Below are 19943 nucleotides of genomic sequence, written 5' to 3' on the forward strand. Positions count from 1 at the left end.
CAGGGCCCGGGAGCTCCGTCGATGAACGATGCCCACCAGCCCCGCCTCGACGCGCCCAAGCTGCGCACCCTGCTGCTGACCGACCTGTGCGGCTCCACCGAGCTGGTGGAGAAGCTCGGCGACAGCGCCGCCGCCGAGCTATTCCGCGAGCACGACCACCTGGTGCTGAAGCTGCAGCGGCAATGGCGCGGCCGCCTGATCGACCGCTCGGACGGCATGCTGCTGCTGTTCGAGCGCCCGCTCGAAGGCCTGGGCTTCGCCCTCGACTACGCGCGCGGCCTGCGCGAACTGGGCAAGGCGCACGGCATCCGGCTGCAGGCGCGTGCCGGCCTGCACGTCGGCGAAGTGCTCACCTGGCGCAACAGCGAGGAGGCGGTGAGCATCGGCGCCAAGCCGGTGGAAGTGGAGGGCCTGGCCAAGCCGATGGCGGCGCGGCTGATGATGCTCGCGCGGCCAGACCAGATACTGCTTTCCGCCGTCGCCGAATCCCTGACCCGCCGCGCCGCGCGCGAACTGGGCGAGCGCGGCGAGCGCCTGCTGTGGAAGTCGCACGGCCGCTGGCGCTTCAAGGGCGTGCCGATGGCCCAGGAGGTCCACGAGGTCGGCGAGATCGGCATCGCGCCGCTGCGTTCGCCGAGGAATTCGCCCAAGGCGTGGCGCGACGTGCCGCTGTGGCGGCGGCCGATGGCGCTGGCCGCCGAGGTCGCGGCGGTCGCGGCGATCTGCGTCGTCGCCTGGTTCGCGACCCAGCCGGAGCCGGCGATCGCCTTCGCCGAGCGCGATTGGGTCGTCGTCGCGGACATGCGCAACCTGACCGGCGAATCCGTGCTCGACGATTCACTGGAGCAGGCGTTCCGCATCAGCCTCGAGCAATCGCGGTACGTGAACGTCCTCAGCGACCTGAAGATACGCCAGACGCTCGCGCTGATGCGGCGCGATCCCAACGCGTCGGTCCTGGACCGGCAGCTGGCTTCCGAAGTCGCTCTGCGCGACGGCGCCAGGGCGGTCATCCTGCCCACGGTGGCCAGCGTTGCCGGGCAGACGCACTTCAGCATCGAGGTGGTGGACCCGCATAGCCAGGCCACCGTCTATGTGGTGAACGAGAGGAACGACGGAAGCGACATGCTCGCGTCGCTGGACCGGCTCAGCCACGGATTGCGGGAAAAGCTGGGCGAGGCGATGCGGGACATCGACCGTTCGGCCCCGCTGCCCAAGGTCGCCACCTCGAACTTCGATGCGTTGCGCGCCTATGCGTTGGCGAGCAAGCACTACGCCCGGCGCCAGTTCGCCGAGGCCAGGCAGTACTTCCAGCAATCGATAAACCTGGATCCCGGCTTCGCGTTGGCTTACCTGGGCGTGATGCGGACCTACCTCTCGACGGCCGACAACCAGGCCGCGCTGCCGTACCTGGAAAAGGCGAAGGAGCTCAGGGCGTCGTTGCCCCCGCGCGATGCCCTGTACCTGGATGCCTGGACGGCCGAGCTGGAAGGACAACCCTGGAAGGAGGCGCGCGCGAAGTGGGACATGCTGGCGCAGATGTATCCGGACTATTTCGCCGGCCCGGCCCAGTCCGCCTGGCTGGACTTCGGCAACGGCTACTTCGCCTCCGCCAGGCGCAAGACCCGGCAATTCGATGCCAGCCAGAATCCTCTGCGCGACATCGCCTTCGAACTGCGCGGACGCGCCTTGCTGGCCGAGGAGAAGTACGGGGAGGCCCGGCAGGCATTCCTGCAGGCGGAGCAGCTGGGGGGATACGGCCCGAACCGCCGCCATGCGGCGGCGCTGGCGGCCGCGGGCGATTACCCGGCGGCGCTGGCGATGCTCGACGGCTTGAAGCTGGACGAGTCGCTGACGAACGGATTCGAAATGATGGCCATACCGTTCGATGCCGGCCGGCTCGATCGAGCCAGGGACGCCGCGCGGAAAATATACGCAGCGACGGACGATGCACCGCCCATCCTGCGCTACGGCCTGAGGGTCTCCGCATTGAGCATCCTCCAGGCCAGCGGCAGCAAGGAGGAAGTGCGCCCCAGGCTCCTGCCCCTGGTCGAGGAAATCCTGCAGGCGGCCGGCACGGATCGCGACGGCAGCCGCGACGACCTGGCCATGATGGCGATGGCTGCGATCCGCCTTGCCCAGCGCGATGGACAGCGGATCCCGAGCAGGGAATTCGCGCTCGTGGAACGGCTCGCCGACGAGTCGGCGAGCCCGCCATTGTCGAACATGCTGGCGGTCCTGCAGGCGGAACAGCTCCGGCTGCAGGGCAAGCCCGGGGAAGCGGTCGAGCTCCTCGAAGAGGCGGGATCGAAAGGGAATCCGGACTTCCTGCAGAGGCACGTCGCCATGCGCGATGCCTTGCGGGACCAGGGTCGCATGGAAGAAGCCGCGAAAGAGAACCGGTGGCTGGGCGGCCGCCGCGGCCTGGCCTACATGGAGCCTTATGGCGCGCTGGTGCTCCAGGGCATGAACGTTTCCGACGTCGCCCTGGCGCGATCGCAGGGCATGGGCTTGGCCGGCAGCCCGGAGCCGCCGCCGGGCCGGGCCGTGGCGGCGGCGCGATGAAGCCCGCGGGCTAGGCCAGGCGCAAGGCCGTGGCGATCTGGCCGGCCTCGAACGCGTGCACGACGGTATGGGAGCCCTGGGCCGTGAGATAGCCCAGCAGCGCTTCGCGCGTTCCGGCGATCTCTTCCTTGCTGGCCAATTGCTTCGCGTGCAGGCAGCTCTCGCCCGATACCGCGGCCTTGGCATCGCTTTCGGACACGCCGAGCTCGCGCAACGCGGCGGCGGGATCCGTCCCGAACAGCGTGCGGAACGCGTCATCGCCGCTCAGGCGGGCCAGCAGTTGGTCGGCGACGGCGGGATCGAGCGGCGGATGGCCGGCTTCGTTCTTTTCCATGGTTTGCCCCAGTGTGGATGGATGAAAGGCGGACATCGCTTCGCGATGCGTCTCGTGCGACGAGAACATCTTTCGATGGATAATCCCCGCGCCCAATGTAACCGAGTCCGGTGAAAGAATGCTCGTCCGCCGTTGCGCCATCGTCATGGTCGAGCCGCGCGAGGAGGCGTCGTTCGATCTCGGCTCGTTGCTGGCGGGCGGCGCCGGACTGGCGCGGCGGATGCGATGGATGGCCTACGCGGCGCATCTGGACGAAGCCGTCGAGATCGATGGAGAACAACGCGAAGCGCTGGGGTCGATCTCGAGCCAGGAATGGATCGAGGCCGGCGCGCTGCCGAGCGAACTGGCCGGGCGGATGCTTGACCTGGGACTGCTCATAAGCGACTGCCTCGATGATCGCTTCCGCTCCCGGGACGAAGCGGTAAGGACCGCGCACTGGTGGCCGTTGGCCGCATTGGCGCATCGGCATGGCCGTTGGCGGGGCCTGGACAGCGTGGCCTCCATGGAAGCCGCCGGCATGACCGACATCGCCGGCCTGCGCCGCAGGCTGGGCACGCCGCCGCCAGCCGTGGCCGAGCGCGTGCCCAGCGAGAGGCGCCTCCGCCTGCCGCATGCGGCGCACGACGCGCTGGACCGGCATTGGGCCGCCCGCAGTACCTGCCGCAACTTCGACGGCGCGCGCGCGCTTTCGCGGGAGACGTTCGCGTTGATGCTGCAACGGGTGGTGATGGCGCAAGCCTCGCTCGAGCGCGAGGACATCACCTTCCTGAAGAAGAACGTCGCTTCGGGAGGCGGGCTGCATCCCATCGGCACGTACCTGCTGGTACAGCGCGTGGACGGCGTTTCGCCCGGGCTGTACCACTATCACCCCGTCGACCATGCGCTGGAGCCCTTGCAGGCGCCGCCCGGCTCGCTGGAGTCGCTCGCGCGCCGCTGGCTTTCCGGCCAGCATTGGTTCGCGGACGCGCCGGTGCTGGTCATCCTCGCGGCGCGCTTCGCCAGGAGCTTCTGGAAGTACCGGCAGCACGCCAAGGCTTACCGCGCCTTGGTGCTGGAAACGGGCCACATTTCGCAGGCGCTCTACCTCAGCGCCCACGACCTCGGGTTGGGGGCCTTCGTGACGGCGGCCATCAACGAAATGGACGTCGAAGCGGACCTGGGCATGGACCCCGCGCAGGAAAGTCCCATCGCCGCCTGCGGGTTCGGCTGGCGGAGCCAGCGGATGCAGGTGCCGGAATTCGATCCCGCGGGCAAGGTCTGGATGCAGGCGGCGACCTGAGCGCGGCCGTCAAGACGACGCTTCGAGCTCCGCCAACGCATCGCCTTCGGCCACCAACTCGCCCTGCGCCACGCGATAGGCCTTGAGCCGTCCGTCGGCCGGCGCGACGAGGCTGTGCTCCATCTTCATCGCTTCCATCACCAGCAGCGGTTGGCCGCGGCGGACCTGCGTGCCCGGCTCGACCAGCAGCGCGACTATGCGGCCGGGCATCGGGGCGGACAGGGAGCCCGCCGCGGCATGATGCCCGCTGTCTTCATGGGCGAGGTCCTGGAGTTCGAAGCGTACCGGCCGCGCGGGGTCCAGCAACACCAAGGCCCGGTCGTCCCACAGGCTGCGGATCCGGACGCGGCGGCCGTCGACGATCGCCGCCAGGGTGCCGGCATGCTCCTGCAGCTCGACCTGGTGAACGGCAGCGCCGGTCGTCACCTGCCACGCGTGCCCCGCCCCCCGTACCGAGCAGGCCATCCGTTCGCCATTGCACAGGATGTCCAGCTTGCGGGTCGCCGGTTCCCCGATGCGCCAGCCGTCGGCGGATGCCCAGGGCGTCCACGGGTCCGCGGGATCGCGCCGGGCGGACTCCGCCTGGCGGGCGGCGATCATGGCCGCAGCGATGGAACGGAGCGGTTCCGCGATGTCTTCGGGCGGCGCCAAGGCCTCCTTCTCCCGCTCGATCAGTCCGGTGTCCAGCCTCGGTTCGGAAAACGACCTGGTGCCCGCCAGCCGCCAAAGGAACGACGCGTTGGTGACGACGCCGACGGCCTCCACGTCCGCCAGCGCCGCCCGCATCCGCCGCAGCGCGGCCGGGCGGTCCACGTCCCACACGATCAGCTTGGCGATCATCGGGTCGTAGTACGGGGTGATGGCGTCGCCCTGCTCGACGCCGGCGTCCACGCGCACGTGCGCGCTCGCCGCGGGCAGGCGCAGGTGGCGCAGGGTGCCGGTCGAGGGCAGGAAGCCGCGGTCGGCATCCTCGGCGTACAGGCGCGCCTCGATCGCATGGCCGCGGATGGCGAGCCGGTCCTGCGTGGCCGGCAGCGCTTCGCCGGCGGCGACGCGCAGCTGCCATTCGACCAGGTCGGTGCCGGTGACCAGTTCGGTCACCGGATGCTCGACCTGCAGCCGGGTGTTCATTTCCATGAAGTAGAACGTGCCGTCCGGCGCGGCGATGAACTCCACGGTGCCGGCGCCGACATAGCCGACCGCGCGCGCGGCTTCCACCGCGGCGGCGCCCATCGCGGCGCGCCGTTCGGGCGTCATGCCGGGGGCGGGCGCTTCCTCGAGTACCTTCTGGTGGCGGCGCTGCACCGAGCAATCGCGTTCGAACAGGTGGACCACGTTGCCGTGGGCATCGCCGAACACCTGCACCTCGATGTGGCGCGGGCGCTCGACGTACTTCTCCACCAGCACGTGCGCGTTGCCGAACGCGCCCTGCGCCTCGCGCTGGCAGCTCGCCAGGGCCGCGGCGAAGTCCTCGCCGGCCTCGACCTTGCGCATGCCCTTGCCGCCGCCGCCGGCGCTGGCCTTGATCAGCACCGGGTAGCCGATCGCGTCGGCCTGCGCGCGCAGCAAGCCGGCGTCCTGGTCCTCGCCGTGGTAGCCCGGCGTCAACGGCACGCCGGCGCGCTGCATCAGCGCCTTGGCGGCGCTCTTGTCGCCCATCGCGCGGATCGCCCGTGGCGGAGGGCCGATGAAGATCACGCCCGCGCCGGCGCAGGCCTCGGCGAAATCGGCGTTCTCGGACAGGAAGCCGTAGCCGGGATGGATCGCCTGCGCGCCGGTGGCGCGCGCGGCGGCGAGGATCGCGTCGCCGCGCAGGTAGCTCTCGGCGGCGGGCGCGGGGCCGATGCGGACCGCCTCGTCGGCCAGCCTCACGTGGCGGGCGTCGCGGTCGGCATCGGAATACACCGCGACGGTGGCGATGCCGAGGCGCCGGCAGGTGGCGATCACGCGGCAGGCGATCTCGCCGCGGTTGGCGATCAGGATCTTGTCGAACAGCGCGATGGTCATGGTCGCTCCGATGCGTTACATGCGGAACACGCCGAAGCGCGTGTCCTGCGGAGGGGCGTTGAGCGCCGCCGACAGGCCGAGCGCCAGCACGCGCCGGGTGTCGGCCGGGTCGATCACGCCGTCGTCCCACAGCCGGGCGCTGGCGTAGTAGGGATGGCCCTGGTGCTCGAACTGCGCGCGGATCGGCGCCTTGAACGCCTCTTCTTCCTCGGCCGGCCATGCCTTGCCCGCGGCCTCGATGCCGTCGCGGCGCACGGTGGCGAGCACGCTGGCGGCCTGTTCGCCGCCCATCACGCCGATGCGCGCGTTCGGCCACATCCACAGGAAGTTGGGCGAGTACGCGCGGCCGCACATGCCGTAGTTGCCCGCGCCGAAACTGCCGCCGATCACCACGGTGAACTTGGGCACGCGCGCGCACGCCACCGCCATCACCAGCTTGGCGCCGTCCTTGGCGATGCCGCCCTGCTCGTACTTGCGGCCGACCATGAAGCCGGTGATGTTCTGCAGGAACACCAGCGGGATGCCGCGCTGGCAGCACAGTTCGATGAAGTGCGCGCCCTTCAGCGCCGACTCGGAGAACAGGATGCCGTTGTTGGCGACGATGCCGACCGGATAGCCGTGCAGGTGCGCGAAGCCAGTGACCAGCGTGGCGCCGTAGCGCGGCTTGAACTCGTCCAGGCGCGAGCCGTCGACCAGCCGCATGATGACCTCGCGCACGTCGTAGGGCTTGCGCGTGTCGGAGGGGATCACGCCGTACAGCTCCTGCGCCGGATAGCGCGGCTCCTCCGGCGCCTGCAACGCCTGCGCGTGCGACGGCTTGCGCCAGTTCAGCTGCGCGACGATCGCGCGCACCCGCGCCAGCGCCTGCAGGTCGTTGTCGGCGTAGTGGTCGGCCACGCCGGAGACGCGCGTATGCACGTCGGCGCCGCCGAGCTCCTCGGCGCTGACCACCTCGCCGGTCGCGGCCTTCACCAGCGGCGGGCCGCCGAGGAAGATCGTGCCCTGCTCGCGCACGATCACGGTCTCGTCGCTCATCGCCGGGACGTAGGCGCCGCCGGCGGTGCACGAGCCCATCACGCAGGCGATCTGCGGGATGCCCTGCGCCGACAGGTTGGCCTGGTTGTAGAAGATGCGGCCGAAATGGTCGCGGTCCGGGAAGACCTCGTCCTGCATCGGCAGGAACGCGCCGCCGGAATCGACCAGGTAGATGCACGGCAGCCGGTTCTGCTGCGCGATCTCCTGCGCGCGCAGGTGCTTCTTCACCGTGACCGGGTAGTAGGTGCCGCCCTTGACCGTTGCGTCGTTGGCGACGATCACGCATTCCACGCCGGAGACGCGGCCGATGCCGGCCACCACCCCGGCGCAGGGCACCGCGTCGTCGTACATGCCGTGCGCGGCGAGCGGCGCGATCTCCAGGAACGGGCTGCCCGGATCGAGCAGCGCATCGATGCGCTCGCGCACCAGCAGCTTGCCGCGCGCGGTGTGCTTGGCGCGCGCGGCTTCGCTGCCGCCCAGCGCGGTGCGGGCGAGGGTCGCGCGCAGATCATCGACCTGCGCCTTCAATGCGGCCGCGTTGTTCTGGAAGCTCTCGCTGCTGGTCTGTAGTTGCGTGGTCAGGAGGGTCACGACGGGAATCCTTGGAGATGAGAGCTTTTCGCTTTCCCTTCCCCTTATGGGAGAAGGTGCCCCGGAGGGGCGGATGGGTACGGGCGAAGCCTCTTGCTGTTCGAGGGGTTTCGCCCTCGTATCCTCACCCCGACCCGCGCCAGCGGCGTGGGCGCCCAGGGGCACGCGCGCCGGCCGTGCCCCTCGCCCCGGTGGGAGGGGGCTTCAACCTGTTCGTTCGAACAGCTCGCGGCCGATCAGCATGCGACGGATCTCCGAGGTGCCGGCGCCGATCTCGTAGAGCTTGGCGTCGCGCCACAGCCGGCCGGTGGGGTATTCGTTGATGTAGCCGTTGCCGCCGAGGATCTGGATCGCCTGGCCGGTGGCCCAGGTCGCCTTCTCGGCGGCGTAGAGGATCGCGCCGGCGGCGTCGCGGCGGGTGGTGTGGCCGGCGTCGCAGGCGCGCGCCACCGCATAGACGTAGGCGCGGCAGGCGTTGAGGCCGACGTACAGGTCGGCGAGCTTGGCCTGGATCAGCTGGAAGCTGCCGATCGGCGCGTCGAACTGGCGGCGCTCGTGCACGTAGGGCAGCACCACGTCGAGCGCGGCCGCCATCAGCCCGAGCGGGCCGCCGGCCAGCACCACGCGCTCGTAGTCCAGCCCCGACATCAGCACGCGCACGCCGCCGCCGACCTCGCCGAGCACATTCCCGGCCGGCACCTCGCAGTCCTCGAACACCAGCTCGCAGGTGTTGGACCCGCGCATGCCGAGCTTGTCGAGCTTCTGCGCGGTCGAGAAGCCCTTGAATCCCTTCTCGACGACGAAGGCGGTGATGCCGCGCGCGCCGCCGTGCGGATCGGTCTTGGCGTAGACCACCAGCACGTCGGCATCGGGGCCGTTGGTGATCCACATCTTGTTGCCGTTGAGCACGAAGCGGTCGCCATGGCGGTCGGCGCGCAGCTTCATCGACACCACGTCCGAGCCGGCGCCGGGTTCGCTCATCGCCAGTGCGCCGACATGCTCGCCGCTGCACAGGCGCGGCAGGTAGCGGCGCTTCTGCTCGGCGGTGCCGTTCTTGCGCAGCTGGTTCACGCACAGGTTCGAATGCGCGCCGTAGGAGAGCCCGATCGCGCCGCTGGCGCGCGAGATTTCCTCCATCGCCACCACGTGCGCCAGGTAGCCCATGCCGCTGCCGCCGTACTCCTCCTCGACGGTCATCCCGAGCAGGCCCTGTTCGCCGAGCAGGCGCCAGAGCTCGGAAGGGAACACGTTGTCGTGGTCGGCTTTCGCCGCGCGCGGCGCGATCTCGCGCGCGGCGAAGGTGGCCACGCTCTCGCGCAGCAGGTCGATCTCTTCGCCCAGGTCGAAGTTCAGGGCTGGCACATGCATGGGGCGGCTCCGCGAGGGACGGGACGCTCCGGGTGGGGGTGGCGGTACGGACCGCCGGCACGGGCGTTTCGGCGCAGCCTACCCGGATCCGGCAAAAAAGTGAACACGAATTCAAAAAATGAATGTAGAATCATTCAATGGCCTACAAACGCTCCCCCTTGATGGAAGAGCGCCTGGCCGGCAACCGCGAGCGCATCCTGCTGGCGGCGCGCCGGCTGGTCGCCGGCGGCGGCTATCGCAATGCGCCGGTGACCGCGGTCGCGGCCGCGGCCGGGGTCTCCACCGGGCAGATCTACCGCTACTTCCCGTCCAAGGCCGAACTGTTCGTCGAGGTGCTCAACGAGGCGGTGGCGCACGAGGTGGCGCTGCTGCGCGCGATCGCCGAAGGCGAGGGCACCGCGGCCTCGCGGCTGCGCCAGGCGATCGAGTCGTTCGTGCGGCGCGCGCTGGCCGGGCCGGGCCTGGCCTACGCGTTCATCGCCGAACCGACCGAGCCGGAGGTCGAGGCCGAGCGCATCCGTGGCCGCAAGCTGTTCGGCGACGTGTTCCGCGACCTGCTGGCGGCCGGCGTCGCCTCGGGCGAGTTCCCCGAGCAGGACCTGGATGCCGGCGCCGCCTGCATCGTCGGCGCGTTCACCGAGGCGCTGGTCGGGCCGACCGCGCCCACGCGCACGCCGCGCGACGGCGAGCAGTTGGTGGAAGCGATCTGCGGGTTCTGCCTGCGCGCGGTCGGCGCCAGGGAAGGACGGAAGAAGCCGGCCAGGCCCAAGGCCTAGCGCCGGCGAGCCGCGTTCTACGCCAGCAGCGCCAGCAGCATGCCCACGGCCGGCGCGGCGAGGGCGGCGGGAACGATCGCGCGCGGCCGGTACGGCAGCAGCCACAGCGCCAGCACCGCGGCACCGGCGGTGAGCGCGCCGAGCCATTGCACCGTGCCGACCGCCCAGCCGCGCGCGACCACGCACAGCGCGAACGCCACCGACAGCAGCAGCCAGCCCGCCGCCCGCAGCGCGCGCATCCGGCGCGGGCCGGCGCGGTCCTTGCCGTACAGCTCGAGCTGGTGCTTCTCCATCGCCAGGCACAGCGCGGCGAAGCCGGAATAGCTGAGCGCGAGCGCCAGCCAGATCACGAGGCACCCTCCTGCACGGGCGGAAGCGCGGCTCCGGCCGGGCGGGCGGCGCCGTTGCCGGCCTTGGCGCGCCGTTCCGCCGCCGACAGCGGCGGCCGCCAACGCTGCATGCGCCAGCCGGCCACGCCCAGGCAGATGCCGAGGAACAGGGTGGCCAGGTCCACGCCGGCCAGCGCCCAGTCGCCGGCCGGCAGGGTGGCGCCGAGATGGACATGGGTGGTCAGCGCATTGACCACCGGCACGCCTGCGAACAGGGCGCCGCCCAGGTACAGCTGCCACGACCACATCGGGCGCCTGGGCCATGCGAACGCGGCCACCAACGCAGCCGCCCACGCCCAGAAGAACATCGCCACCTCGACCTCGGCGCGGCCGGCGATGCCGACCGGCACCAGCCGGTTGGCCCAGAAATAGCTGGCGAACGCGATCGGCAGGCCGGCCACCGCGCCGATGTTGAGCGAATCCACCAGCCGCAGCCCGAAGCCGATGCGCCCGGCCTTCTGGTGCTTGGGGCGTTCCTTCACCGCCCACAGCACCACGCCGCTGGCGACCATCAGGCAGCCGAGCAGGCCCGAGCCGAAGAACAGCAGGCGCAGCAGCGGTTGCGCGAACTCGGCCATGTGCAGGCCGTACATCACCCCGCGCGTCCGGGTGGCGCCGCCCGGGTCGCCGCTGCGGCGGAGCAATTGCCCGGTGGTGCCGTCTACCAGCAGCGACGGCGCGTCGATCGAGATCGAGCGCGTGCGCTGGACCAGCGCCACGCTCGCGTGCGCATCGCCGGGATGGCTGACGAACACGCTGGCGACCTCGCTGCCGGCAGGCCATTGCTGGCGCGCGGTCTGCAGGAAGCGTTCCAGCGGCAGCATCGCCGCCGGCACGCCGGCCGCCTCGCGGGTGTCGGCCAGGCGGTTGAGCGCTTCGTCGTAGAAGCGCGCCTCGCCTTCCGGGTAGGTCGCGGTGGCGCCCCACGGCAGGTACATGAAGATCAGGGTGACGATGCCGGTGTAGGTGACCATCGCGTGGTACGGCAGCGCCAGCACCGCGCTGACGTTGTGGAAGTCCAGCCACGAGCGCTGGCCCTTGCCGGGGCGGAAGGTGAAGAAGTCCTTGAAGATCTTCTTGTGCGTGATCACGCCGCTGACGATCGCCACCAGCATGAACATCGCGCAGAACCCGACGATGTAGCGCGCCCAGGTGTACGGGATGTAGTGCAGGTCGAAATGCAGGCGGTAGAAGAAATCGCCGCCCATGGTCTCGCGCGCCCGGATCGCCTCGCCGGTGGACGGATCGACCGTGGCGCTGCCGAACCCGGGGCGCGCCGGCGCATCGGCGTCCGGCGGCGGATTGATCCAGTACATCGCGAGCACCGGGTCGCGCGGCGTCGGCAGCGTGATGTTCCAGCCTTGCGCGTCGGCCGCATGCGTGCGCAGGTAGCGCTCGGCGCTGCGCAGCGCGGTGGCGGCGTCGACCTGCGTGGCCGGCAGTTCCGGCCGCATCCAGCGGCTGATCTCCTGCCGGTAGTAGCTGGCGGTGCCGCCCATGAAGATCAGCAGCAGCACCCAGCCGACCAGCAGGCCGGTCCAGGTGTGCAGCCAGGCCATCGATTGGCGGAAGCTTTGTTTCATGGCGCACATCCCTGTGCGCCACCCTGCGGGCGGCTCCGCCGTGCAAAACGGCCGTCCTGCCGTTTTGTCATGGCGCATCGCTGTGCGCCACCCTGCGGGTGGCTTCGCCGTGCGGAACGGCCGTCCTGCCGTGCTTTCATGCCGCACCGTGCCGCAGCAGCGCGGCGATGCCGAACATCAGCGCCGCCGGCCCTGCGATGCCGAGCCAGGCCCGCCAGGCGCTGCGTACCGCGAACGCCCACAGCGCGGCGCAGGCGCACACCACGATGCCGGTCATCATCCCGGTCAGCACGGCCTGGCTGCGCGGCATCGGCAGGGCCAGCGCCATCAGCAGCGCGGTCGCGCTGGCCAGCGCATAGCCGCCGCCGATCGCCGCGATGCTGCGCGAGAGCACGCCCAGCCACGGCCGTCGCAACCATGGCAGGCGGTGCCGTGCCGGCGAGGCGGCGTGCGCATCGGGCGCGATCCCGGTCATCGGCGGGTAGATGCAGCGATCATGGGGGCGGGTGCCGCGGCGGGGATCATTCGGCCAGGAACGTCAGCGTGCTGATGTGGTGGATGGTTTCCACCTGCTTGCCGGCGATCTGGCGCTGCACCGGTTCCTTGTGCGCCACGACCGCGATGTGGCGTCCTTCCGCCAGCGCAGGCAGCGCGACCCGGCCCTGCGGGTCGGACTTGAGCTGCTTGGTCCACTTGCGCGGATCGATCAACGTCACTTCGGCATCCGGCAGCGGCTTGCCGCGGTAGAGCACGGTCAGCACGTCGCTGCCGGCGGAGGCGGGCACCAGCTCGAAGTCCAGCTTCGACGCGGTGCTCTGGCGGCCGGCGCGCGCGTAGTAGCTGACCGACTCGTACTTGCCGCCTTCGCCCTGCCACGGTTCGAACACCTTGTCGTCGAACAGCCAGGCATCGCCGTCGCCCTGCAGCGGCGCGACCAGGTGGTCGTCCTTGCGCACGACCGCCGCCGCCTTGCCGTGCGCGCCGAAGATCTCCGGCGCGACCACGCGCTTCAGTTCGTCCTGGCCGTGGTCGAGCACTTCCTGCGCCGGTTCGCCGAAGTAGACCCGCACCGGGCCGGCGCCGTCGCGTTCGATCCAGATTTCGTGCGCCTGGGCGGACAGCGCCAGCGAGGCGAGGAGCAGGGCGGACAACAGTGATCGCTTCATGGAGACGACTCCTGCGGAAACGGGGAAGGGAAAGACGGGTGATTGTTGGGAATGATACTCATTTGTGACCAGACCGCAAAACGGCGAATCCATGCGGCAGTGCCGCAAAGCGCCGCAAGGCCCCCGCGCGCCGGCGGCGGGATTTCCCGTGGAAAACGCGCGGCGCGCACGCGCGGCGCGGTTTCCGTGCGATCGCTTCGGCAGATGAATCGGGGGCTGCTCTATACTCCGGCGGCGTAGCGAAGGTCCCAGACCCACAGCCAGGAGGGAGCGCGTGCGGAATTACGATCTCGAGTTCCTGAAGAAGTTCTCGATGGTGATCGGCTTGCTGGTCGTCATCACGCTCGGCCTGATCGGCCTGGCGGCTTACTTGCAACGAGCCATTCCCGACGAGGTGTCGCCGACCGCGGCCAAGCGCCTCGAGCAACGCATCGCGCCCTCCGGCGCGGTGTATGCCGGCGCCACCGGCGCGGCGGCCCAGGCCGCGGCCCAGGCGGCCGCGCAGGCCAAGGCCGCTTCGCAGGTCGCCTACGGCGGCACCACCGACGGCAAGACGATCTTCGACAACCTCTGCACCGCCTGCCATACCAATGGCGTGGGCAAGGCCCCGACGCTGGACCATTCGCACTGGGACGCGCGCCTCGCGCAGGGCAAGGAGACGCTGTACAAGCACGCCATCGAGGGCTACACCGGGCCCGATGGCGGCATCATGCCGCCCAAGGGCGGCAATCCGGCGCTGACCGAGGAACAGGTCAAGGCGACCGTCGATTGGATGATCGGCAACCTGAAATAGTCCGGCACTATGCTGGAGCCCTGCGCGCCGCCCCGAGGGCGGCGCGTCCGTTTCCGTCCCTGGGAGTCCGTTCCGGATGCCGTTCCGCCCGCTCGTCGCCGGCCTGGCCGGCTTGTCGTACGCCGCCGTCTTCGCCTGCGCCGCCGCCGATGGCGCGATCCCGATCGGGCAGGTCCAGGGCCGCGGCGCGACCAGCCCGCTCGATGGCCGCGAGGTCACGATCGAGGGCGTGGTGACCGCCGACACCCGCCAGGGCCTGGCCGGGCTGTTCGTGCAGGACGCGGGCGATGGCGACGACGCCACTTCCGACGGCTTGTTCGTCACCGGCGTGACCGATCGCAGCGTCGCGGCCGGGACGCGCCTGCGCATCGCCGGCCGGGTCGCCGAGGTCGGCGCCGGCGGCGATCGCACCTTGACCACGTTGCAGGCCGAGCAGGTGACGGTGCTGGCGCGCGACCAGCCGCTGCCGCTGCGCGTCCTGCGCGCGCCGCCGCAGGACTGGGAAGCGCTGGAAGGCGAGCGGGTGCGCATCGAGGCGCCGCTGGCCGTGGCGGGTACGGACCGGCTGGACCGCCATGGCGAGCTGGCCCTCGCCTTCGGGGGGAGGCTGTGGCAGCCCACCGAGCGGGCCGTCTCCGGCACGCCCGAATACGCGCGGATGCTGGCCGACAACGCGCGCAGGCAGCTGTTGCTGGACGATGCGAGCGGCGTGCGCGACCCGGCCTCGGTGCCCTACCTGCCGGAGGGCGCGGTTCTGCGGGGCGGCACCGAGGTGACCGGCGCGGAAGGCCTGGTCGACCAGCGTTACGACGGACGCTACCGGTTGCAGGCGACCGCGCGCTTGAACGTGCCCGAGCCCCGGCGTCCGGCGCCGCCGGCCGTGGCGGGCGAACTGCGCATCGCCTCGTTCAATCTCGAGAATCTCTTCAACGGCGACGGCCGCGGCGGCGCCTTCCCGACGCCCCGCGGCGCGCGCACGCAGGCGCAGTACCGCGCGCAGTTGGACAAGCTGGTGGCGACGATCCGGCCGATGCAGGCCGACGTGGCCGCGCTGATGGAACTGGAGAACGACGGCTATGGGCCCGATTCGGCCATCGCCGCCCTGGTGGACGCGCTCAACCGGGGGCAGGGCGAGGCCGGCGACTGGCGCTTCGTCGACGCCGGCAGCGGCCCCGGCGGCGACGCGATCCGGGTCGGGCTGATCTACCGCGGCTCGAAGCTCACGCCGGTCGGCAAGCCGGTCACGCTCACCGGCACGCTGTTCGACAACTACAACCGGGTGCCGCTGGCGCAGGCGTTCAAGCCCCGGCGCGGCCCGGCCTTCGTGGTCGTCGCCAACCATCTCAAGTCCAAGGGCTGCAACGGCGCGAGCGGGCGCGATGCCGACCAGGGCGACGGCCAGGGATGCTGGAACGCTACGCGTACGGCCGCGGTGCAGCGCCTGCAGCAATGGCTGCAGTCCGACCCTACCGGCGCGGGCACCCCGCACACGGTCCTGCTCGGCGATTTCAACGCGTATGCGATGGAAGCGCCGATCCGGGCGCTGCAGGCGCAAGGCTGGCGGGATGCTTTCGCGGTGGCGGGCGTCGACCGGCCCTACAGCTACGTCTACAACGGCTTGAGCGGGCGGCTGGACCACGCACTGGTGAGCCCGGCGCTGGCGCGGCAGGTGCGCGGCGCGGCCGAGTGGCACGTCAACGCCGACGAAGCCGACGACCAGGGCTACGCCGCGCGCAACGTGCCGGGACCCTGGCGCAGTTCGGACCACGATCCCCTGGTGATCGGAGTGTCGTTCTAGGGCGTTCGCATCCCGCGCGCCGCGCCCGCGCTCACCCGGCGTGCCGGCGCCAGTTCCAGAAATGCGCGCCGGCGACCAGCGTGCTTCCCGCCACCGTGAGCGGGGTTTCCAGCGCGTGCGCCGGCCAGCCGAGCGCGCCCAGCAGCAGGCCCGCGAGCCCCGCCGTGGCCATCGCCCACAGCCCGGGCGGCAACGCACGACGCCGGTGCGCGCGCCATAGCGCATAGCCCGAGATCGGCAACGCCACGCCGGCGAACGCCATGTGCACCCACTCCGCTTCGCTCCAGGCGCCGAACAGCGGCAACAGCGATGCCAGCAGCGGCAGTGCCAGGCAGTGCAGCAGGCACAGGCCCGACAAGGTCATCGCGGAAGCGTCGAATACGTTGGGATGGCTCTTCTTCATCGGCTTGCCTCTGGTCCAAATTGTTATAAAATAACATTTCAGTCAAGCCCTCATCCCCCCAATGTCCCTGTCCGCATCCCGCCCCGATCCGCGCCTGCCCGTCACCGTCCTGTCCGGCTTCCTCGGCGCCGGCAAGACCACGTTGCTCAACCGCCTGCTGCAGAACCGCCAGGGCCTGCGCGTGGCGGTGATCGTCAACGACATGAGCGAGGTCAACATCGACGCGCAGCTGGTGCGCGACGGCGGCGCGCTCAGCCGCACCGAGGAGACCCTGGTCGAGTTCAGCAACGGCTGCATCTGCTGCACGCTGCGCGATGACCTGTTGCGGGAGGTGAAGCGGCTGGCGCTGGAGCGCCGCTACGACTACCTGCTGATCGAGTCGACCGGCATCGCCGAGCCGATGCCGGTGGCGGCCACCTTCGCCGTGCGCGATGCCGACGGTTTCAGCCTGTCCGACGTGGCGCGCCTGGACACGATGGCGACCGTGGTCGACGGCAGCCGGTTCCTCGAACTGTTCGGCTCGCCGGCATCGCTGGCGTCGCTGGGGCAGCAAGCCGGTGCGGACGACGATCGCCGCCTGGTGGACCTGCTGGGCGAGCAGGTCGAGTTCGCCGACGTGATCGTGGTCGGCAAGTGCGACCTGGTCGATGCCGGGCACCTGCAGCGGGTACGCGCGGTGCTGCGCGCGCTCAATCGCGACGCGCGGATCGTCGAGTCGCGCCACGGCGACGTGCCGTTGCAAGCGTTGCTCGGCACCGGCCTGTTCGATTTCGCGCGCGCGCAGCAGGCGCCCGGCTGGCTCAAGGAGCTGCGGGGCGAGCATGTGCCGGAAACCGAGGAGTACGGCATCACCAGCTTCGTCTACCGGGCGCGCCGGCCGTTCCACCCGCAGCGCTTCGGCCGGCTGCTCGAGCGCGGCCTGCCGCAGGTGATCCGCAGCAAGGGCTTCTTCTGGCTGGCGAGCCGGATGGACTGGGTGGGCGAGCTGTCCAGCGTGGGCGGCGCCACGCGCACCCAGGCGGCCGGCTTCTGGTACGCGGCGCGGCACCGGGTGGAGGCGCGCACGGAAGGCACGCTGCCGCACATCGGGCCTGCGCCGCTGCCGTACACGCAAGCCGGTTGGCAGCGCCAGCAGGTCGAGTGCTGGAGCGCGCCGCCGCCGGCGCCGCAGGACGTGGGCGATGCCCGCGAGTACGCGGCGATGCAGCGGTTGTGGCATCCGCTATGGGGCGATCGGCGCCAGGAGCTGGCGGTGATCGGGGTGGGGATGGACGAGCGCGCGGCGCGCGCCGAGCTGGACGGGTGCTTGCTTGACGATCGCGAGTTCCGGGAGGGTCCGATGGCGTGGTACGGGTTGGATGATCCGTTTCCGCGTTGGCAGCGGTGAGGTCGTGGTGATGTCGGGTGTCGCTGAATGTTGTTGGGTCACCGGGGCTTCCCTGCCCACCGCCGTCCCAGCGAAGGTGGAACCGACGACCTCCGTCATCTGTCAGTTAAAGTGATTCATCTATCGTCATCCCCGCGAAGGCGGGGGCGATGGGCCGCTGCATGCGAGCCACCGGCTCGCGCGGCACAGAGCGCCATCGGGCTATGCCCGATGGCCGGGGATCGAAGATCCATGGACGTTGCTTTTGCTTTTTCTGTCTGGCAGCAGCAAAAGCTTTCGCCTTGCGGCGAGTTACCTTGTCTTTGCTTGTGCACGCGCGCCGCAGGAGCGGCGCCGCACGGCGAAGCCGGCCCGAAGGGCGCGGCACAAGGATGTGCCGCGTAAAGAAAAGTAACCCAAAGAAGCGCTTCACAGCAGCCGAATGGCTGGTCAGGGCTGATCAAGCACACCCCGCCTTCGCGCCCGCAGCCGCGCTGCGGGTCCGCGGAGCCAATGGGATTTTCGGACGCGACTCGCCCGCTACGCAGTCGAGCCCGGGGCATTCGCCGTGCGGCGAATGCCCGCCCGCCGGGGCGAAGTGGTGCTTCGCCTTTTCCGGCGAGCCCATGTGCGCCGCCCTTCGGGTGTTTCCCATTGGCTCCGCCGCTTCGGAGGGGCCGCGCCGCAGTGATATTCGTAGGCCATGGAGGTTGGCGCGCCGCCGCGCGAGGAGATGTTATCCATCTCGTGCGACACACGAGCAACAGCAACAGCAGTCACTGCACGCTCAAGCATCCCGGCACTTACGCCGCAAACGTGCCCTTTGCAATCAATCCGATCGCGACGACCGCCAGCATCAATGCGATCCGGTTGAGCGCGCTGGTGCGTTCGCCGAATGCGAACACGCCGACCGCGGCGCCCAGTACCACGACGCCGATGTTCATGGTGGCGAAGACCACGGCAGGGCTGTCGGGCAGGGCCTGGTGGGCGCGTACGTAGCACAGGATGTTGCCGAAGTTGAGCGCGCCCAGCAGCACGCCGGCGCCGAGGTTGCGCCATGCCAGCCGGGCATGGCCGCGCAGGTGCCGCCATGCCAGCCAGAGCGCCATCAGCACGCCGGCGATGGCGAAGCAGGCGGTGAGGGCCGAGAGCGACGGCGCGCCGGACTGCGCGATGTGCTTGAGCAGTACGTCGATCAGCGCGAAGCCGGCCCAGACGCCCAGCAGCCACGGCCAGCCCTTGCCGCCCGCCCGGCCGGTTTCCGGTCCGCGCGGGCGATTGGCGATGCCGGCCACCGCCAGCACGCCCAGCGCCAGTCCGGCCAGTTTCCAGCCGTTGGCGCGCTCGCCGAACAGCGCGAACGCGGCGGCGAGCGACAGCAGCAGGGACAGCCGCTGCGCCACGTCGCTGCGCACGATGCCTGCCAGGGCCACCGAGCGGCCCAGCACCAGGAAGATCGAAGGCAGCGCCACCGCCAGCGCCAACAGCGCGAACCAGGGCGTCTGCGGCGCACGCAGCGCGTCCAATGACGGATGCAACACCAGCAGCGACAGCGCGGTGGCGACGACGTAGTTGACCGCCACCATCTGGGCGACATCCAGGCGGCGGCGTGCGGCGAGTTTGAGCAGCACCGAAACCAGGACACTGCAGGCGACGGCGAGAAGCAGGAACGACATTGGCGTGGGGACTCGGCGGGCCGCGGCGACGAAGCCGCGCGGCAGGGCGGCCATTATCGCCAGTCCCCGGCGAAAGCGCCGCACATCCTGGTGCGGGGGTCTTATCATGGCGGCATGTCCATGCCTTCATTCCCCCTCGAATCCACCACGCTGGCGCTGGACGGGCCGGTCGGTCCGCTCGAGGTCGCGGTCGACCTGCCCGAGGCCGACGTCCCGCGCCGGCCGATCACCGCCATCGTCTGCCATCCGCTGTCCACCGAGGGCGGCACGATGCACAACAAGGTGGTGACCATGGTCGCGCGCGCGCTGCGCGAACTCGGCATCGCGGTGGTGCGCTTCAACTTCCGCAGCGTCGGCGCCTCCGCGGGCAACTTCGACCATGGCAACGGCGAGCAGGACGACCTGCGAGCCGTCGCCGCCTGGGTGCGCGCGCAACGTCCCGGCGACGTGCTGTGGCTGGCGGGTTTCAGCTTCGGCGCCTACGTCTCGCTGCGCATGGCGGGCGAACTGCAGCCGCAGGTGCTGATCTCGATCGCGCCGCCGGCGGGCCGCTGGGACTTCGACGGCGTGCAGCCGCCGCCGCAGTGGCTGGTGGTGCAGGGCGAGGCCGACGAGATCGTCGATCCGCAGGCGGTCTACGACTGGCTGGATACGCTCGATGCGCCTCCGGAACTGGTGCGCATGCCCGACACCAGCCATTTCTTCCACCGCAAGCTGATCGACCTGCGCGGCGCGATCCAGCACGGCGTGCGCCGCTGGCTGCCCGAGATCGGCTAGCGCGATGGAGCCCGTTCCCGGCGGCGCCCGGCGCGCCGCG

Annotated in this window: 17 protein-coding genes; 7 read left to right on the top strand and 10 right to left on the bottom strand. The window is 70.6% G+C overall.

What is annotated here, in order from left to right; genetic code table 11:
* The first annotated feature begins 21 nt into the window (after positions 1-21).
* On the top strand, positions 22-2562 hold the full coding sequence (locus FD678_RS14635) for a putative peptide modification system cyclase (RefSeq protein WP_140725116.1): 2541 nt from the start codon (positions 22-24) through the stop codon (positions 2560-2562).
* Between the two features lie 10 nt (positions 2563-2572).
* On the opposite strand, the gene FD678_RS14640 is transcribed toward FD678_RS14635, so the two are convergent.
* A complete protein-coding gene (locus FD678_RS14640; protein WP_218569744.1) occupies positions 2573-2965 on the bottom strand; it encodes an NHLP-related RiPP peptide in 393 nt (130 codons plus the stop codon).
* A 49-nt stretch (positions 2966-3014) separates the two neighbouring features.
* On the opposite strand from FD678_RS14640, the gene FD678_RS14645 reads away from it, so the two are divergent.
* Entirely contained in the window at positions 3015-4175 is a 1161-nt protein-coding gene (locus tag FD678_RS14645; RefSeq protein ID WP_140725120.1) for a putative peptide maturation dehydrogenase, read from the top strand.
* Positions 4176-4184: 9 nt separating this feature from the next.
* On the opposite strand, the gene FD678_RS14650 is transcribed toward FD678_RS14645, so the two are convergent.
* From FD678_RS14650 to FD678_RS14660, 3 genes are all read right to left on the bottom strand, one after another.
* Positions 4185-6182: an acetyl/propionyl/methylcrotonyl-CoA carboxylase subunit alpha gene (locus FD678_RS14650; protein WP_140725123.1), complete on the bottom strand. Its 1998-nt coding sequence runs from the start codon at positions 6180-6182 to the stop codon at positions 4185-4187.
* 15 nt (positions 6183-6197) lie between these two features.
* A complete protein-coding gene (locus FD678_RS14655) occupies positions 6198-7808 on the bottom strand; it encodes a carboxyl transferase domain-containing protein (RefSeq protein ID WP_140725126.1) in 1611 nt (536 codons plus the stop codon).
* Between the two features lie 204 nt (positions 7809-8012).
* Positions 8013-9176 (bottom strand): isovaleryl-CoA dehydrogenase, encoded by a 1164-nt coding sequence (locus tag FD678_RS14660; protein ID WP_140725129.1) that lies wholly within the window; start codon positions 9174-9176, stop codon positions 8013-8015.
* A gap of 137 nt (positions 9177-9313) precedes the next feature.
* Between FD678_RS14660 and FD678_RS14665 the strand changes: the two genes are divergently transcribed.
* Complete coding sequence (locus FD678_RS14665) at positions 9314-9952, top strand: TetR/AcrR family transcriptional regulator (RefSeq protein WP_140725132.1); 639 nt, start codon at positions 9314-9316, stop codon at positions 9950-9952.
* A 17-nt stretch (positions 9953-9969) separates the two neighbouring features.
* Here the strand turns inward: FD678_RS14665 and FD678_RS14670 are convergent, their stop codons facing one another.
* The 4 genes from FD678_RS14670 to FD678_RS14685 all read right to left on the bottom strand — a co-directional run bounded on the left by FD678_RS14670 (position 9970) and on the right by FD678_RS14685 (position 13090).
* Positions 9970-10302 (bottom strand): DUF3325 domain-containing protein, encoded by a 333-nt coding sequence (locus FD678_RS14670; RefSeq protein ID WP_140725135.1) that lies wholly within the window; start codon positions 10300-10302, stop codon positions 9970-9972.
* On the bottom strand, positions 10299-11924 hold the full coding sequence (locus FD678_RS14675) for a PepSY-associated TM helix domain-containing protein (protein WP_140725138.1): 1626 nt from the start codon (positions 11922-11924) through the stop codon (positions 10299-10301). Before FD678_RS14675 ends, FD678_RS14670 begins: the two co-directional genes overlap by 4 nt.
* 136 nt (positions 11925-12060) lie before the next feature.
* Positions 12061-12399, bottom strand: a complete 339-nt coding sequence (locus FD678_RS14680; protein ID WP_140725141.1) for a DUF3649 domain-containing protein — start codon at positions 12397-12399, stop codon at positions 12061-12063.
* A 46-nt stretch (positions 12400-12445) separates the two neighbouring features.
* A complete protein-coding gene (locus FD678_RS14685) occupies positions 12446-13090 on the bottom strand; it encodes a DUF4198 domain-containing protein (RefSeq protein ID WP_140725144.1) in 645 nt (214 codons plus the stop codon).
* 274 nt (positions 13091-13364) lie between these two features.
* Here FD678_RS14685 and FD678_RS14690 point away from each other — a divergent pair, with 274 nt between their 5' ends.
* Together FD678_RS14690 and FD678_RS14695 are read left to right on the top strand one after the other, a co-directional pair.
* Positions 13365-13883 (top strand): c-type cytochrome, encoded by a 519-nt coding sequence (locus FD678_RS14690; RefSeq protein WP_140725148.1) that lies wholly within the window; start codon positions 13365-13367, stop codon positions 13881-13883.
* A 76-nt stretch (positions 13884-13959) separates the two neighbouring features.
* Positions 13960-15681 (top strand): ExeM/NucH family extracellular endonuclease, encoded by a 1722-nt coding sequence (locus FD678_RS14695; protein ID WP_140725151.1) that lies wholly within the window; start codon positions 13960-13962, stop codon positions 15679-15681.
* 31 nt (positions 15682-15712) lie between these two features.
* Here FD678_RS14695 and FD678_RS14700 read toward each other — a convergent pair whose 3' ends face one another.
* A complete protein-coding gene (locus tag FD678_RS14700) occupies positions 15713-16084 on the bottom strand; it encodes a MerC domain-containing protein (protein ID WP_140725154.1) in 372 nt (123 codons plus the stop codon).
* 61 nt (positions 16085-16145) lie between these two features.
* On the opposite strand from FD678_RS14700, the gene FD678_RS14705 reads away from it, so the two are divergent.
* A complete protein-coding gene (locus tag FD678_RS14705; protein ID WP_140725157.1) occupies positions 16146-17471 on the top strand; it encodes a GTP-binding protein in 1326 nt (441 codons plus the stop codon).
* A gap of 782 nt (positions 17472-18253) precedes the next feature.
* Here the strand turns inward: FD678_RS14705 and FD678_RS14710 are convergent.
* A complete protein-coding gene (locus FD678_RS14710; RefSeq protein WP_140725160.1) occupies positions 18254-19126 on the bottom strand; it encodes an EamA family transporter in 873 nt (290 codons plus the stop codon).
* On the opposite strand from FD678_RS14710, the gene FD678_RS14715 reads away from it, so the two are divergent.
* Complete coding sequence (locus FD678_RS14715) at positions 19046-19903, top strand: alpha/beta hydrolase (RefSeq protein ID WP_140725355.1); 858 nt, start codon at positions 19046-19048, stop codon at positions 19901-19903. The genes FD678_RS14710 and FD678_RS14715 overlap by 81 nt on opposite strands.
* Positions 19904-19943: the final 40 nt, after the last annotated feature.

It is taken from the genome of Pseudomonas sp. Hp2, assembly GCF_006386585.1.
Lineage (GTDB): Bacteria > Pseudomonadota > Gammaproteobacteria > Xanthomonadales > Xanthomonadaceae > Pseudomonas_S > Pseudomonas_S boreopolis.

Excerpts from the sequence above, each read along its gene's own strand:
- FD678_RS14645 (WP_140725120.1), top strand. The coding sequence starts at position 3,015 with ATGCTCGTCCGCCGTTGCGCCATCGTCATGGTCGAGCCGCGCGAGGAG.
- FD678_RS14640 (WP_218569744.1), bottom strand. The coding sequence starts at position 2,965 with ATGTTCTCGTCGCACGAGACGCATCGCGAAGCGATGTCCGCCTTTCAT.
- FD678_RS14665 (WP_140725132.1), top strand. The coding sequence starts at position 9,314 with ATGGCCTACAAACGCTCCCCCTTGATGGAAGAGCGCCTGGCCGGCAAC.
- FD678_RS14635 (WP_140725116.1), top strand. The coding sequence starts at position 22 with ATGAACGATGCCCACCAGCCCCGCCTCGACGCGCCCAAGCTGCGCACC.
- FD678_RS14685 (WP_140725144.1), bottom strand. The coding sequence starts at position 13,090 with ATGAAGCGATCACTGTTGTCCGCCCTGCTCCTCGCCTCGCTGGCGCTG.
- FD678_RS14705 (WP_140725157.1), top strand. The coding sequence starts at position 16,146 with ATGTCCCTGTCCGCATCCCGCCCCGATCCGCGCCTGCCCGTCACCGTC.
- FD678_RS14695 (WP_140725151.1), top strand. The coding sequence starts at position 13,960 with ATGCCGTTCCGCCCGCTCGTCGCCGGCCTGGCCGGCTTGTCGTACGCC.
- FD678_RS14650 (WP_140725123.1), bottom strand. The coding sequence starts at position 6,182 with ATGACCATCGCGCTGTTCGACAAGATCCTGATCGCCAACCGCGGCGAG.
- FD678_RS14675 (WP_140725138.1), bottom strand. The coding sequence starts at position 11,924 with ATGAAACAAAGCTTCCGCCAATCGATGGCCTGGCTGCACACCTGGACC.
- FD678_RS14710 (WP_140725160.1), bottom strand. The coding sequence starts at position 19,126 with ATGTCGTTCCTGCTTCTCGCCGTCGCCTGCAGTGTCCTGGTTTCGGTG.
- FD678_RS14680 (WP_140725141.1), bottom strand. The coding sequence starts at position 12,399 with ATGACCGGGATCGCGCCCGATGCGCACGCCGCCTCGCCGGCACGGCAC.
- FD678_RS14700 (WP_140725154.1), bottom strand. The coding sequence starts at position 16,084 with ATGAAGAAGAGCCATCCCAACGTATTCGACGCTTCCGCGATGACCTTG.
- FD678_RS14660 (WP_140725129.1), bottom strand. The coding sequence starts at position 9,176 with ATGCATGTGCCAGCCCTGAACTTCGACCTGGGCGAAGAGATCGACCTG.